The organism is Bacillus sp. JJ664, from assembly GCF_036962205.1.
Taxonomy (GTDB): domain Bacteria; phylum Bacillota; class Bacilli; order Bacillales; family Bacillaceae_G; genus Gottfriedia.
In genome coordinates this window covers 14,097-29,637 of the sequence record NZ_JBALMS010000051.1, presented here as the reverse complement: position 1 = coordinate 29,637, position 15,541 = coordinate 14,097, and the positions used below count along the sequence as shown (strand labels likewise).

Annotated in this window: 14 protein-coding genes; 5 read left to right on the top strand and 9 right to left on the bottom strand. The window is 31.3% G+C overall.

What is annotated here, in order from left to right; genetic code table 11:
• Nucleotides 1-125 (bottom strand): SE1561 family protein (locus tag V7056_RS09445; RefSeq protein ID WP_499701567.1); only part of this gene is annotated, 125 nt, incomplete at its 3' end.
• Between the two features lie 189 nt (nucleotides 126-314).
• On the opposite strand from V7056_RS09445, the gene yfkAB reads away from it, so the two are divergent.
• Complete coding sequence (yfkAB, locus tag V7056_RS09440) at nucleotides 315-1,436, top strand: radical SAM/CxCxxxxC motif protein YfkAB (RefSeq protein WP_499701351.1); 1,122 nt, start codon at nucleotides 315-317, stop codon at nucleotides 1,434-1,436.
• 77 nt (nucleotides 1,437-1,513) lie between these two features.
• Here the strand turns inward: yfkAB and V7056_RS09435 are convergent, their stop codons facing one another.
• The 4 genes from V7056_RS09435 to cax all read right to left on the bottom strand — a co-directional run bounded on the left by V7056_RS09435 (nucleotide 1,514) and on the right by cax (nucleotide 5,488).
• A complete protein-coding gene (locus V7056_RS09435; RefSeq protein ID WP_499701349.1) occupies nucleotides 1,514-2,794 on the bottom strand; it encodes a purine/pyrimidine permease in 1,281 nt (426 codons plus the stop codon).
• Between the two features lie 86 nt (nucleotides 2,795-2,880).
• Nucleotides 2,881-3,684: a YfkD family protein gene (locus V7056_RS09430; RefSeq protein ID WP_499701347.1), complete on the bottom strand. Its 804-nt coding sequence runs from the start codon at nucleotides 3,682-3,684 to the stop codon at nucleotides 2,881-2,883.
• 115 nt (nucleotides 3,685-3,799) lie between these two features.
• Nucleotides 3,800-4,405 (bottom strand): YczE/YyaS/YitT family protein, encoded by a 606-nt coding sequence (locus V7056_RS09425; RefSeq protein ID WP_499701345.1) that lies wholly within the window; start codon nucleotides 4,403-4,405, stop codon nucleotides 3,800-3,802.
• A gap of 24 nt (nucleotides 4,406-4,429) precedes the next feature.
• Nucleotides 4,430-5,488 (bottom strand): calcium/proton exchanger, encoded by a 1,059-nt coding sequence (gene cax, locus V7056_RS09420; protein ID WP_499701343.1) that lies wholly within the window; start codon nucleotides 5,486-5,488, stop codon nucleotides 4,430-4,432.
• A 233-nt stretch (nucleotides 5,489-5,721) separates the two neighbouring features.
• Here cax and V7056_RS09415 point away from each other — a divergent pair, with 233 nt between their 5' ends.
• The 3 genes from V7056_RS09415 to V7056_RS09405 all read left to right on the top strand — a co-directional run bounded on the left by V7056_RS09415 (nucleotide 5,722) and on the right by V7056_RS09405 (nucleotide 7,573).
• On the top strand, nucleotides 5,722-6,132 hold the full coding sequence (locus V7056_RS09415; RefSeq protein WP_499701341.1) for a pyridoxamine 5'-phosphate oxidase family protein: 411 nt from the start codon (nucleotides 5,722-5,724) through the stop codon (nucleotides 6,130-6,132).
• Nucleotides 6,133-6,392: 260 nt separating this feature from the next.
• Nucleotides 6,393-7,091: a cyclic nucleotide-binding domain-containing protein gene (locus tag V7056_RS09410; RefSeq protein WP_499701339.1), complete on the top strand. Its 699-nt coding sequence runs from the start codon at nucleotides 6,393-6,395 to the stop codon at nucleotides 7,089-7,091.
• Between the two features lie 104 nt (nucleotides 7,092-7,195).
• Entirely contained in the window at nucleotides 7,196-7,573 is a 378-nt protein-coding gene (locus V7056_RS09405) for a glyoxalase superfamily protein (protein WP_499701337.1), read from the top strand.
• 74 nt (nucleotides 7,574-7,647) lie between these two features.
• Here the strand turns inward: V7056_RS09405 and V7056_RS09400 are convergent, their stop codons facing one another.
• Nucleotides 7,648-8,151, bottom strand: a complete 504-nt coding sequence (locus V7056_RS09400) for a VanZ family protein (RefSeq protein ID WP_499701335.1) — start codon at nucleotides 8,149-8,151, stop codon at nucleotides 7,648-7,650.
• Nucleotides 8,152-8,369: 218 nt separating this feature from the next.
• Here V7056_RS09400 and V7056_RS09395 point away from each other — a divergent pair, with 218 nt between their 5' ends.
• Nucleotides 8,370-9,197 (top strand): glycosyl transferase family 2, encoded by an 828-nt coding sequence (locus V7056_RS09395; RefSeq protein ID WP_499701334.1) that lies wholly within the window; start codon nucleotides 8,370-8,372, stop codon nucleotides 9,195-9,197.
• Between the two features lie 101 nt (nucleotides 9,198-9,298).
• Here V7056_RS09395 and V7056_RS09390 read toward each other — a convergent pair whose 3' ends face one another.
• The 3 genes from V7056_RS09390 to V7056_RS09380 form a co-directional block, all read right to left on the bottom strand.
• Complete coding sequence (locus V7056_RS09390; RefSeq protein ID WP_499701333.1) at nucleotides 9,299-9,745, bottom strand: hypothetical protein; 447 nt, start codon at nucleotides 9,743-9,745, stop codon at nucleotides 9,299-9,301.
• A 121-nt stretch (nucleotides 9,746-9,866) separates the two neighbouring features.
• Nucleotides 9,867-12,644, bottom strand: a complete 2,778-nt coding sequence (locus V7056_RS09385) for a glycosyltransferase (protein ID WP_499701332.1) — start codon at nucleotides 12,642-12,644, stop codon at nucleotides 9,867-9,869.
• 117 nt (nucleotides 12,645-12,761) lie between these two features.
• Nucleotides 12,762-15,425, bottom strand: a complete 2,664-nt coding sequence (locus V7056_RS09380) for a glycosyltransferase family 2 protein (protein WP_499701331.1) — start codon at nucleotides 15,423-15,425, stop codon at nucleotides 12,762-12,764.
• Nucleotides 15,426-15,541: the final 116 nt, after the last annotated feature.

Here is a 15,541-nt window from a genome sequence, read left to right as displayed (position 1 = left end):
AATACTGATAATAATTGATCTAATTCATCTAAACTAATTTCTTCTGCTTCTAACGATTCGATTGTTTCCATAACTGAATGAAAACGTTCTTTAATGTATGATAATTGCTCAACCGAGTTTGCCACGTATCTACACTCCTCTTCTACATTTTACAATTTATTATACCCTTCTCTGTCTATATATCGTAGCATTTCGACAATTTTTTAAATTTATTTCTATACAATCCTCACTTTTCTTACTTATAATAGTTGAGGAAAAATCAATTTATACTATTTATCACTGATAGGTACAAAAGCACCTGAAGGAGTTTTTTTATGAAAAATGTATTGCAACAAATTACACCTATTTATGATCCTTGGGAAGCATATATGGATGTAGAAGAGTACGGGAAAAACATACTAACAAATGTAGAATTTACAACGACAACCATCTGCAATATGAGATGTGAACATTGTGCGGTAGGATATACATTACAGCCAAAGGATCCTAATGCATTACCCATCGATTTAATATTACATCGTTTAGAAGAAATTGAGCATTTACGTTGTATTAGTATAACTGGTGGAGAGCCGATGCTTTCAAATAAAATGGTTGATAACTATGTTGTACCATTATTAAAGTATGCTCATGAACGTGGTGTTCGCACACAAATCAATTCAAATCTTACTTTAGATTTTGGACGTTATGAAAAAATTATTCCTTACTTAGACGTATTACATATATCACATAACTGGGGAACTGTAGACGAGTTTGTAGAAGCAGGATTTGCCATGATGGAACGTAAGCCTACTTACGAACAACGCGCAAAATTATTTGATAATATGATTGAAAATAGTCGACGCCTAGTAGAAGCAGGCGTAATGGTTTCCGCTGAAACGATGTTAAATAAACGTACACTTCCATATTTAGAAAAAATCCATCGCCAAATTGTAGAAGAGATGAAATGCCAACGTCATGAAGTACATCCTATGTATCCAAGTGATTTTGCTAGTAACTTAGAAGTACTATCAAAAGAGGAACTTCGTGAAGCAATTTCAACATTATTAAATGTACGTGACCAAGATACGTGGATGCTTTTTGGAACATTACCTTTCTATCCATGTAGTGATAACCAACAAGATTTAGAAATCATCCAAAGATTATATTCTAGTAAAAATGTTACATTACGTAATGACCCTGATGGACGCTCACGACTAAATGTAAACATATTTGATGGGAGCATTATCGTAACTGATTTTGGTGATGTACCTCACCTAGGAAACATACAAGAAAATACATTACAACAAGCATATGATATTTGGTCAGCCTCAAAAACTGCTGCTGAATTAAGTTGTCATTGCCCCGCTGTTCAATGTCTTGGACCTAATATTCTTGTAAAAAATAGCTATTATCCAAATACAGATTTTACAATTAAAAAATCAAAGCTATCAAAATAATGATAAAAAAGATCCCTTTTAGTAGAAAGTGTTACCACTACTTAAGGGATTTTTTTGTATAGCGTTAAGAATCTTTGTTATCCTTTTATTTTTGATTTTCTTTTACGTAATTGTTCAAATATCAAAGCAATAATCGTTCCAAATACCAATCCATTACTAAAGATTGAAGCTAAAGTTGGAGAAAGAGAAGCGAATGAATCTAATGGCACAAACATTGCCCCAATGCCAATAAAAACAGATACACTCACAATTTCATAAGCATTCTTTTTATTTTCAATAGCATTTAACTCATTAAAGGCTAAAGTCAATATGCTTGAAAATACAGGAAAAATGGCTGCATATCCAACTGCTTCTGGAATTGAAGATACAAATGCGGTAAGAGGCGAAATTAGACTGATGATAATAATCATAATGGAACCATAAATAAATGGCATTTTTTTTGTTAGTTTTGTGTTTTCAATAAATCCCGCGGTACCTGAAATCGGAACTGCTCCAATAGCAGAAAATAAGCCCCCTAACAGATGGATTACCCCCGCCATTTTACCTGATGAATTGTATATATCTTCTTTAAGGCTAACACCTTGCTTTTTCATCACTATTTGTACAACCTTAATGGAAGCCAACATATTTGCTAGCAATAAAAAAGTTATGACAATGATTAATACAATCATGTTTCCTTTAAAAATTGGTTTTCCAAATGCAAATATTTCTGGTATTTTAAAAATGGAATCTACATGTTGAATAGAATTTGAAAGGTCGAATACATAAAATAATACCCATCCTAAAATTAAACTAATCAGGATTGAAAACTGACCGAGCTTCGGGTGTTTTGATAAAAAGATTGATAGTATGACAATAAATGCTGACAAAGCCAATACTTTTAAATTAACTGAGCTGTTCACTCTACTTAATCCGTACATTCCTTTTATAAAAGAACCACTTAACTGAGCCACAAGTAAAATTAAATATGTACTAACAACGACTGGTGTAATCAAATTAGCGATTTTTTGAATAGCACCTAAAAAACCTAATAGTAGGAAAATCAAACCGCTTAATAAAAATGCAAATTGAATAACTTGAAGCGTTTCAATATGGGACCCGTATAAAATAACCCCTAGACCAGCATATAACGTGATTACACTCCACCATAAACCTGCTGGACCTTCTTGAATCGGTAATCTGTGACCTTTCCATGTCTGTAAAATCCCCGCAATCCCAAGAACAAATAATGTTCTTTGTACATATTCAACTGTTTCCATTCCGTTTAAACCGTACATGGAGGCAATTGAAATAGGAGCAACAATACTTCCAGCTAATATAAAAAGTGTCCATTGGACCGAAGATAATATGTATTTCATTTTAACACTCTCCCCATTAAAACTAAAAAAGAACAAACTTAAACTATAAAGTAGTAAGCCTGCCCTTCTCTATTATGATCTATATTTTACTTTGGCTGAGACGTTGCAATATATCCAAACGAAACATAATCTTGTACTGGAATCCATGCACCGATTCCTTGAGAAACTACATTTTTAACCTGAAGTGTTTTTTTGTTCCCTTTTAAAATTAAGTAAACTTCTCCAAAAGTTACTTTACCTTTTTCATTAACAGCTGGTGCATATGTGTATAAATAACCTATTTGTTTTGGTGGAACATTATACACTCTTTCGTTCTTAGTCCCTGCGCCAATCACAGTTTGAAACGCCAAAGGTAGCGTAGTTTTTTCTGAAGCTCTATGCATCATTAGATTAATGACATCGTCTGAATCACGTACTTTTGCAGTCAAGCCTCCACGAATAATATGTTGAGCATTTTGATAATATTTAACGCGCTTATAGTTTTTTTCACCACGATTATCTAAATAATTCGTATTTATTTTTTTATATTGCCAATTTACAGTCGTTTCATTTGATTCATAATTTAATGGCCATACTCCTAAAAATATCTTTGCATTATATCCAACTGCAAACGGAGCTCTTCCAACTGACGATTCATTAAACATACGAATCAGATTTGGATTTTCAATTTTTACATTGGAGGAATTAAGTAATTGCTTAGCAAATTCTCCTGGTTGTAACTCTGGTAAATCTTGAGATGGATTTGGATAAGTATTTTCTTTCGACACATTTGCAGCAAAACCTGGGACATTTATTTCTCGTTTCGCCGCATCAGTATGTTGTAAATTTGTTAATAAAATAACTAAAAAAACTATATTTAACAGTATGAATGGCTTTATCCATTTAGACATATTCATGCCCCTTTCGGTAAAAAGAAATATATTTATTCTTAGCATGAACATATTTTGTAAATATATGTATTTGTGAATTATTCTCTTCTTCAAAATTACGTGTCAAAAATTGTTCTTACGATGTAAGTTTTATATACAATTTTTCGATCGGGATTCTAATTCTTTGCAAGATCGGACCAATACTAAATGTGATTAATAATGTTCCAATTCCAATGGGGCCATGTAACAGAAACGCAATGATTAAAGCAAATACTTCACCAATTGTCTTAGCTACCCCTAAACTAACGCCGAAACGTTTATTTAAAGAAATCATTAAATCATCGATTGGACTTAAAGGGAATTTTGCTTGTAAATATATTGCAATACCTAATGTCATAGCGAAAATAGATAAAATTAATTGTAGATACCTTGTATATGTATTTGCAGCAAAAATATGTTCCAAATTAATATATAACCATAAATCGAGAAACCTGCCAATTAAAATAAATGTGATTGCAGCTAGCCAATCAGGTCTCTTCTTCTGTAAAAAAGCATTTACAAATAAAAGAATAGACGAATTAATAATAATCCATGTACCAACTGTTAACCCAAAAGTTGTCGATTCACCTACTGCTAATGCATCCCAAGCACTTGCCCCTTTTCCAGCTGTGATTGCTAAACTGATTCCCAATGTCAAAATTAATAACCCGATTACGTAAAATAATATCCTAGTTATTCTCAAGTATTACCACCTTCAATTCAATCTTTATAATAAATAGAAACCGATTCCCATAATAACATAAGCTCCTAAGAGTGTTAACCCTTCAAACCAGTTTGTGTCCCCATCATTCATTATGGCGATCGTTAGAAATACCGATGTTACCATTGAAACTAGCTCTGGAATTGAGAATATCAACGGCATTCTATGGTCCATAAATAATGATAGTATAACTAATACTGGTGCGACAAACATAGCAATTTGAAGAGAGGAACCGACAGCTATTTCGACTGCTACCCCGACTCTATTTTTATATGCCATAACAATTGCTGAAGCATGTTCTGCTGCATTACCTACAATAGCAACTACAATAATACCAATAAACAATTCTGTCCATCCAAATTTTTCTCCAACCGTTGAAAATGTATGAACTAAGTTCTCAGAAACATACCCAACAGCTACTGTGGCAATCGCCAAAATTAAAATTGCTTTCCACTTTCCCCATTCGGCTGTTTCATGCTCTTCTATCTCTTCTTGCCCTTTTGTAACATATACCCCTCGGTGCGTAACAAGTTTAAAATATAAAGCTGCTAAATATAAAACCATTAAAATAATCGATACACCAACACTTAGTGTCATCGTATCTGCTTTATCCATTCGATCCGCAAAAATAGCCGGGATTACAAAAGCTAGTACAACTGCAAAAATTAATAAACCTGAATTATGTCTAGCATCATACACATTAAAGCTTTGACGCTTGTACTTTAATCCCCCAACAAAAAATGAAAGTCCACCAACAAGCAATAAGTTTCCAATTACAGAACCTGTAAGCGAAGCTAATACAACCTCAACTAAACCTTCTCTCAATGCAAAAATAGCAATAATTAATTCAACTGCATTTCCAAACGTCGCATTCAACAGTCCTCCAATACGCGGACCTGCTACTATTGCAAGACTCTCAGTAGCTCGACCCATAATACCTGCCAAAGCAATAATTGTCACACAATATATGACAAATAAGATAATCTCATTCCAATGCATGATACTCCCAATAACAGATAGTGGAACACCGATAAATGAAATAATAAAAAACAAACGATGAGCCATAGTAACCTCCTAAAAAATATTACTTACAACTATCATATGCAAAAGACACAAAAAAATAGGTTTAAATCAAAATCAATTAACAAAGACTTAAAAGAGTAGGCAGCTCACTTTGGTCAAATAAGCCTAAAAGCAAGTTACTCAAAGATAAAATGTAAAGTCGAATAAAATCTGGTTATTGGATTGCAATCTGAGTCTATTTAACCTGTAGACTGATCGTTGAAAGGAGTTTTATGGTGGTTCAAGAAAATATAATGAAGGTGCTAAAAGCAAAGCAATTAGGAATTTTCACAACGATACGAGAGGACTTTCCACATAGTTGTTTTATGATTTTTTTCTTTAAAGGATTAACACCTTATATCGCAACCCATAAAGAATCAAAAAAAGTGGACGATATAAAAAATAATCCTAATGTCCACCTACTAATCGGACATGATGGAAATCAATTAGACGATAATTTTGTAGAAATGTTTGCCAAAGCTGAAATAATAGAAAATGCAAGTGCTGAAGATAAGGTGTGGACAGATGAATTATCTAAATGGATTAAAGGTCCTGATGACCCTAATTACATATTAATTCAAATGCACCCTGTTAAAGTTGGCTATGTAGATCAAGCAGGTGCGGAGCCGAACTTCATAACACTTTAACTAATCATAAAATGGTCATTAACCTTATCAAATATAGATAAGGTTTTTTACTTTTTTAAAAATTTTTATTATCTTCTATCTTTACTGTTTAANNTAAAAATCCATATGTGAATAATCTTTTTGAAATGCACTTTTCTAAAAAGGTTGTTACTTGATACGATAAAAGCTTTTTGAAAAGAATAAGGACATATGTCCTTTTTTTGTGTGATAAATTATATTTTAATAAATATATCCTTTTCTGATTGATAGGAGATTTTATCATGCGAGAGTTGGCAAATCAAGATTTATTAAAACAATATGTTACACAATATAAATTAGACGATATTTTCGAGAATCCAATCATTCAAGAAATGAAATTATTTCAATTTGATCAAGGCGATCTTATTTGTAGCAATGGAGAGTTACTGGATCGTTTCTATATCTTGGTTGAAGGTAAATTAAAGATCTCTATCTTTTTACCGAACGGGAAGTCTTTATTACTGCGGTTTAATAATCCCTTGGCTCTAATTGGAGATGTTGAATTTATCAATAATTCTGAAGTAAGAAGTAATGTTGAAGCAGTAAAAAGTAGTATATTAATTGGCATTCATAATAAATTACTACATGAAACTCAATCGAACAATCCGGATTTCTTAAAATTTCTACTAAAAAACGTAAGCTATAAATTATATACATTTTCAAATTCTTCTAGCTTGAATCTATTGTTCCCAGTCGAAAATCGATTTGCGAGTTATCTTGCATCAACTCTATTAGACGATGCTGATTCATCTTTTGCAAATGAAATCAAATCATCTAAGCTTACTGAAATTGCTGAACTTTTAGGGACAAGCTATCGACATTTAAATAGAGTAGTAAATAAATTTTGTAAGGAAGAAATTATCGAACGTAAAAGAGGCAGTCTACTAGTAAAAAATAAAGAAAAACTCAAATTGTTATCAAACGGGAGTATTTATGAATAAGTTGAGACCGTAAATTTAGTCATTAAGCCTAAAAAGGGAAGGGATATCTATAGAATTAAAGAATATGACTTATGTTTAGATTATTCCGCCTTGGAGGTTTTAAAATGGAAGAACAATTGATTGTGTATCATGACATTACGCCTATATTTCGTATTTTTGATATTGCAAAGGCGCAGGAGTTTTATATACATTTCCTAGATTTCCAACTTGATTGGGAGCACCGATACGAAAATCATTTCCCAATTTATATGCAAGTATCACGAGGTAATTGTGTGATTCATTTATCGGAACATCACGGTGATTGTAGCCCTGGCTCTGCAATTAGAGTAAAAGTAAATAACATTGAAGCACTATACTCAACTTTAAAAACAAAAAGCTATAAATATAATAAACCCGGTCTCGAAAAAACACCGTGGAATACAAAAGAAATAACAGTCATTGATCCTTTTTCGAATAAGATTACTTTTTTTGAAAGCTTATAATTTCAAATTGTATCTCTATTATTTATACTTTTGTCTACACACACTGAGACATTGACATAAGTTCAATGTCTTTTCTAATTTTCTTTCTTTTTATGAAATTTTTTATATAGGAAAAAAAATAAACAAGCTCCTAAAATGGCACCACTCGAATCAATCACTACATCTTGAATAAGTGGCGTTCGATCTGCTGTAAATGACTGATGGAACTCATCTGAGGCAGCATAAAGTATTGTCAATAATAGACCGATTATAAAGAATTTATGTCTATAAGCACTTACTAATCTCGTTGTAAAGAAAGCAAGTAAACAAAATACTGAAAAGTGGGCAAGCTTACGTATGAAGAACTCTACAAAACCTGCACTTCCTAGGTGTTCTATACTGATTTCTTTGCCAGCATATGTAAAATGAACAAAATCGAATTGCCCAACAAAATGATATATACCATTTAACTGATTTAATTGTGGCCTTATATCCTGATCTCCATATGGTGTAGATGATGAATAAAAAATACCACCTGCTATTAATAAAACGGGTAGCCAATAACGAATGAATTTATTTTCTAATAAAATGGTCCTCAATCCTTACTCTTTTATTTTTTCTTACTCCTATAATAGTTCAATTTTCTTTAATGGGTCAATTTCCGTTGTTTCTTCTGCTTCATTTTAAGTTAAAAAATTTGAATGAAATCATTTATTTCTTTTTAATGAAAATGAGTGATACCGTTGATTTATCGATAAAACTATATGTATACTTAAGTTTGGATATGATTAAATTTCAGTACTAGGAGTGAAAATGAATGCTCAATAAATATGAAAATATACATACTACTTTCGAAAAAATTGATGAAATTAACTTAACTAGTCTTACACCTTTTATCCTTACTGTAAATTGGGATAATGTTAAATATGAGTTTTTAATTAGAGCAAACTCATCTTCAAATGAATTACTTGTATTTGGATCTGGTGCATATGATCCTGCAAAAATGAAACCACCGATTTTCCAACGCCATTCATGGACTGAGCATTTTGAATCAAATATGATTTATTATAATGACCCAACTCTTTATTTAGGACAAATGAGTTTAGGTTGGGGACATGGTAATGATGATACATTTTTCTTAGAAAAAATAGCTAAAATCATTGAAAAATTAATGACAAAGATGTCTGTCAAAGCAGAGGATACATTATTCTATGGTTCTTCTGGTGGCGGGTTTATGTCAATGATACTTGCTGGATATATTAAAGGTTCAAAGGCGATAGTAAATAATCCACAAACGATTATTCCAAACTATTACCAAACACATGTTAATCGACTTTTAGAAGCGGCTCACCCTTCTCTACCAACTGAGGAATCAGCTAAAAAATATATAACACGATTAAATGTACTAGAATTTTTCAAAGAAATTAACTATATGCCTTATATTTTTTACTTACAAAATACAGCTTGTGATCATGACGTTGTAAAACACTTCATGCCATTTGTAAGAGGTCTGAATACATTAAAAGATACATTAACATACAATCGTTTAACTGTGGAAATGTACTCTAATAAAGAACAAGGACATAACCCACTTGAATTAGAAGATACAATTTACTATATCAACAAGGTTAAAAATAGAAAGTAAAAATCACTTACACAAAAACGCTTGGCACATTTGAAGTGTCTTCGATTGTTAGATGACGTCTAACATCGGGGCAACTTTCAATTCCAAGCGTTTTTATTTTCTTAATTAACATCAATAACAAATGTATATGAAACATCTCCGTTAGACCAGGTAGCATTTACTTCAATGATGTATTTACCACTAGTAGAAGGGACTATTATTTTATTTCCTTCCATTGAGATAGATTTTCCTGACTCATCGCCTTCCCAAAAATTATATGTAAGCTGCGGTTTTGAATGATCACTAAACTCAATGGTTGCCTCTGATCCTTTTTCAACAGATGATGCAATCAGATTTTGTGCTATTTGGTTAGGAGAAGCTGCATCAGCAATCGTTGTTTTTGTTGAAATCCCCTCTTCGGTCGTCCAATGATATCCCCCTCTCTTTAATGCTATTTCTTTATTTTTTATTATCGCTTTCGCTTCGGGTGGTTCTGCATCAAATACTTTTGTACAACCAGAAACAATCATTAATAAGAGTACTAAAAAAATCATATATGCTTTTTTCAATAGCTAACGCCTCCTTACACAATTAGACGTTGGATTATTTAAAAAAGTTTCACAAAAGTAAGTGTTTTTAGAAAAAAACCTAAAGTAAAAAAGGAACCCTATAAAGGATTCCTTCAATTCATTAAACATTTACTAAATTTTCGTTTAAAACATATTCATTGTAGATGCCTTCAAAATCTTGCTTCTCTGCGAATTTAGAAAAACGAATAATCTCTGGATCAATAGGGGTTACTTCATCTTTGTAAATATCCCAAATACTGCAAAGAATTTCAATAGACTCCATCGCATCAGTTTCTTTAATTTTCTTTAGTTTTACCAAATACCAATTTTTAAAGTAATATTCAAAGCGTTTTTCTAAGTAATCATCTAAAACTTCGTACTTCTTCAACGCTTCTATTCTTTGATCTTCTAGTATTTTGAACTTTCTAAAGAAGTTTTTCGTAATTGTATTAACTGTCGAACCTGCAACTGCTGCATAGTAAATATGAATATCTAGGTTCATTAATTTTACATTTTGAGCATTTAATAATAATTCATGGAAGAATAGTGTATCTTGTCCTGCAGCACCAACTACCATTTGCAAATTATTATTCGTTATTAATGATTTTTGAACAAGTAACGCTTGGATACTTGCTGCTTTAAAAGAAGAATCAACTAATACTTTTTTCGTGTTTCCTTTAATTTCATACTGTTGATTATTTACATCCTTCACAGCATTTACATAATTCAAGCGTACCTCGCGATCAGATACTCGATAAATATTACCAACTACAAAGTCATAATTATTTTCTACCATTTCCTTGTATAATTTAGCATATCCATCATTAACAGCTTCATTATCAGGATCCAAGAAAGTAATATAGTCAGTTGTACTCATTTCTACACCTTTATTACGTGGTCTTGAAGCAGTACCACTTCCACCATCGTTATAGAAATGTGTAGTTACGTTTGAATAATCTCTTGCTATACGATTAATGATCATCGGTGTGTAAGAATCAGTAGAACCATCATCTACAATAATGATTTCCATATCTTCAAACATACTGCTTCTACGTAAGCTATAGAAACATTTATTTAATAAGTATTCTCCATTATTATAAGCCGGAATGATGACAGAGAACTTATATTGTTTAGTGCCTTGTTGAGCAACTTTAACTTGATTATTAAATTCAAAATGATCAACACTATAACCATTTTCAATTGCTTGTTCGCCATTCATTTCAAGCAAATTATTTACGCTAAACAGTTCTGCCCAGAAAATTGTACGATACTTGTCCTTCATCGTAGAAACATAATCATGTTCTACACCATTTATAAGCGTTTCTCCATCGTAGAATCCTTCTTTTGTAATATACGCACTGTTCGTGTATTTAAAAGCATTAATCATATCTTCTAAATAGTACTCATAATACTCTTTTTCTTCATGGAAAAATGCAACTAGATCATATTGAGACTTAATTGCTTCAGTAAATTCACTTGCTTTGAATAAATGTTTGTTTTCATATGTTTGATATTGAAACATTTCTTCAATTTTATCAGTTATATCTTCGACTACCACTGCAACCGAACGTTCATATGGCTTATGAGGAAAACCAACAAACTGTAACAGTCTCTCTAATCTTTGAACAGTTGTCTCGTGACTCATTACTTTTCGGATTCCTTGAACTTGGTGTTTATAAAGTTCATCAGTTGTATATCCATTTAAAATATGTCCAACTTCATTTGAGTCATGAACAATGAACACATTAGGGAACTTATTGTTAATCGACATACTGTAATTAGACAACATTAAATTTCCAAGCGCTTGCAATTCAAATACTCGGTTCGCAAACATTGTTGGGCTATATTTAACTGAGTTTAAGTTAAGCGACCAATCATATAACTTATGAATTCTCTGTAAATCTTCATGATTAATTGCAGGTGAAATATAATCTACATATTTTTTTGGAAAAAAATGTTGTTCTAAAAATAAATTATAATTTCGGTCAATTAGCTTTAATTTATATCCTGCATCTATTACACCATCAAAAATTGTTTGTGAATCTTTTTGTCTCTGTGGGTATTTCAGATACCAAGACCCTGCAAAGAACACTTCTTTTTCTCTTCTACTTTTTCTAAATCCTACTGGGTTATGGTACAAAGGATTTACACCGAATTTAAGAACGTCTACATTTTGATTGTTGCAATCCGTTTTATAATTTTCTATTACTTCTTCTGCAGTTGTAAAGATGTAGTCAGCTTTTTGCGCAATTTCAATAAAGCGATCATAGTTAACAGGATCTTCTTTAGAATAAAATACACATTTAATACCATTTGATTTATAAGTCTCAATAATATGGAATAATTCATCTCTTAATGGACGGTTTTTTGCATTCGCAAGTCCTTTCCATTCATTATTTAATCCCTTCCAAGCTGAGGCAACGATAAATATATCTAATGTGTTTACATGCTCCATGTAATTGTCTCTAGTAATATAAACGAAATTTGCAATTCCGTTAAAGGAATTAAATAAAAACTCGTCTGCGATAATCCCAATATTTGCATTAATTTGCGGATAGTATCTACTACCATTACTTACAGGAATTTTATCAATAATAGGTTTTACTTCATCATAATACCCAGTATCACTGTGTTCCTTTAGATACTTAATATATTCCCCTTTTTCCATTTCCGTCATATTACGCTTAGTATTCGTGTTTGCCTTATTCGTACCGCCTTTAATCTTCTTTTTCAAGACCGGAATGATCTGTCCGTTATTAATTAATTGCACAGTTCTAATTGATTTTCTTACAACCTTTTTTAAATTCATCAATAATGGACTATCCGTTTTCGGATCAATTTCAAGTGATCTCTTCACTTTTAGTTTAAAGTCAGAGCTCTTCTTTTGATTATCAGACAAAATTTCTCCCCCATTCAAATGGTTAATCAAGTTGTTGAGGTATTTTTATTTTTTCCTCTTTATTTTACTCTTATACAACAAAGCAAAGAGTGTCTTCTGTAACTGCTTCTAAAATGATTATGGATTAATGTATTCAGCGATTATTTTGTCATACTCCTCTAGTTTACTTAGTTCAGCAAATCTTGCAATAACTGGTTCCGTAATATTTACATAATCTTTATAAAAATCCCAAATCTTAATTGAATATTTAATAGCTTCCATTGCATCTTCGCGTTTAACATGCATTAACTTTTTTAATATCCATTCTTTAAAATAATACTCAAATCGTCTTTCTGCATACTCTTCTAATAAAGATTGTTCTTTCAAGAAAGTCACTTGGTAAGGTTGTACCATATAATACTTCTTGAAAAAATTAGCTGTAATCGTATTTACTACAGAGCCTTCAACATCTGCATAATAAATATGAATATCTTCTTCAACTAATTTGATTCTTTTTGAATGAATAACAAGTTCTTTAAAAAATAGTGAGTCTTCTCCTGCAGCGCCAACTACTTGTGTTAACTTATGATCTGTAATAAGTGATTTTCGAATAATTAATGCTTGAATACTTGCGATTTTAAATGCTGACTCAACAAAAACTTCTCTCGTATTTTCAATGATATCTTGCTGATTATTGACACCTTTCAATGCACTTACAAAATTCAATCTCATTTCACGATCAGAAACACGATATATATTTCCAACGACTAAATCAAAGTCATTCGTTGATATTTCTTCATATAATTTTGCATACCCATCATGTACTGCCTCATTGTCTGGATCTAAGAAGGTCACAAATTCAGTCGAAATCATTTCGACACCCTTGTTACGCGGACGTGAAGCACTACCACTTCCACCGTCATTGAAGAAATAATAACTTACATTTTCATAATGTCTTGCAAGTCTTTTGACCATATTTGGTGTAAACTGATCCGTTGAACCATCATCAATCAATAATATTTCCATGTCATGAAACAGACTGCTTCGTTTTAAGCTTTGGAAACATTTATTCAATAGGAACAATCCATTGTTATAAACAGGTATGATCATTGATAATTTATAGGTTTTCTTAGATAACGCTGGTTGATGAATGATTTTTTGGTTTAATTCAAAATAATCTACTTGGTATCCATTGTTTAATAATTGACCAGCTTGGATAGTAAGCAATTTAGTTAATTTAAATGAATCGGACCAAAATAACGTACTGTATTTATCATTTAATTCATTAACATAATTGTGCTCAATTCCGATTGCATCAATAGCGTTAATTTGTTTCATATTTTTGGAAATGTAATCACAGAAAGTATATTTAAAACCATTCACTAAATCTTCTAAGTAAAATTCCCCATATTGATAGTCATCGCTGAAAAAGGCAATCATATCGTACTGTTGCTTTAATTCTTCTGTAAATTCACTTTCTAAAAATAATTCTTTATGAGGATATGTTTGATAATGAAACATCTCTACAACATGATCAGTTTTTTCTTTTGTTAGGATTGCAATTTTTCTATCCTTTTTAATGATTTCAATATGTAAGATTGAGCATAAATCATTAAATCGCTCAAATATTGTATCCTGTTTAAAAATATTTCGGACACCAGCCATTTGATTTTCATAAATATCATTATCACTATACTTACTTAAAATTTCCTGAATTTCTTTTTTGGAATAACCAATATAAATATTAGGAAATCGATTATGAATATCCGAGTGATAATTCGTAATGATTGTATTCCCTAACGCCATAAATTCATTTAGATTACGATTGTATGGGAAGTATTTTTCTTTATGTTCATTGAACAGATAAATTGTTTCAAAGAACTTTAAATATGCGTACTTGTATTCCTGGTTTACAGTGGGTGCAAGAAATTCATGAAAATCTTTAGGAAACGCAGCTGATTTATCTGTCTTATGTAGTAAAGTGTCATAAAGGATCACTTCATTTTCACTATTTACTGCACTATTGATAAATGAGGTTAACGTATTTTTACGTCTTTGATTCTTTGGATCCCAATGCTCATATAGTGCTGCTTTCTTTTTATATTTATGAAGTCTTGTGCCAATTGGATTATGAATTAATGGATTAATTCCTAACTTTAAGACATGAATATTACTATTTAAGTTCTCTGACTTAAAATAATCTGCACTACTTTTTTGAATCGTTAAGATTACATTACAAGCTTTTACGATAGGATGTAGTCTCTTATAGATTTCCGTTTCATCTAAAGAGTAATATACAACTGTTTTATTTTGATTTTTAAAATGATTAATCATCTTAATGAGTTTATTTCTAATTACCTCTGAAGTAGAACTACCTAGTCCATTCCATTCTTTCGGTAAATCTTCTAAATTAAAAGCAATCAACAAGACATCAACTTCGATCGTTTGGTAATTCTGCTCATTAACTCTAATTGTATTTGCTACTGGTTCATATGTATTAAAAAAGATATCATCTGATAAAATTCCTAGTTTAAGGTCTTGTCTTAAATAATATTTGCTTCCGTTACTCTTCGGAAAATCTGCTAACCATTGTTTATGATTGCTGTATGAATTTTTCTTTAAGGCCTCATCTTCATATTTAATATTGAAATCTTTCATATTAAATTTGGGTTCAATCAAATTCGATGGATTATTAATGATCCATCTTTTTTCTTCATACTTTTTTCCATTACTATTTAATAGAATAGAACTAGTTGCTTTTTTTAGAAGGCTTTTGGTTCTACCAAAAAGTGAATTACTCATCTTGACACTCCTTTTTTCGCCAAGTAAGGTGGGATTTTATGAAAAAACACTCTAACTATTGACAAGCTAATTGCTTGAATAAGTTCAATAGTTAAAGAGTGCAATTTCAGTACCAT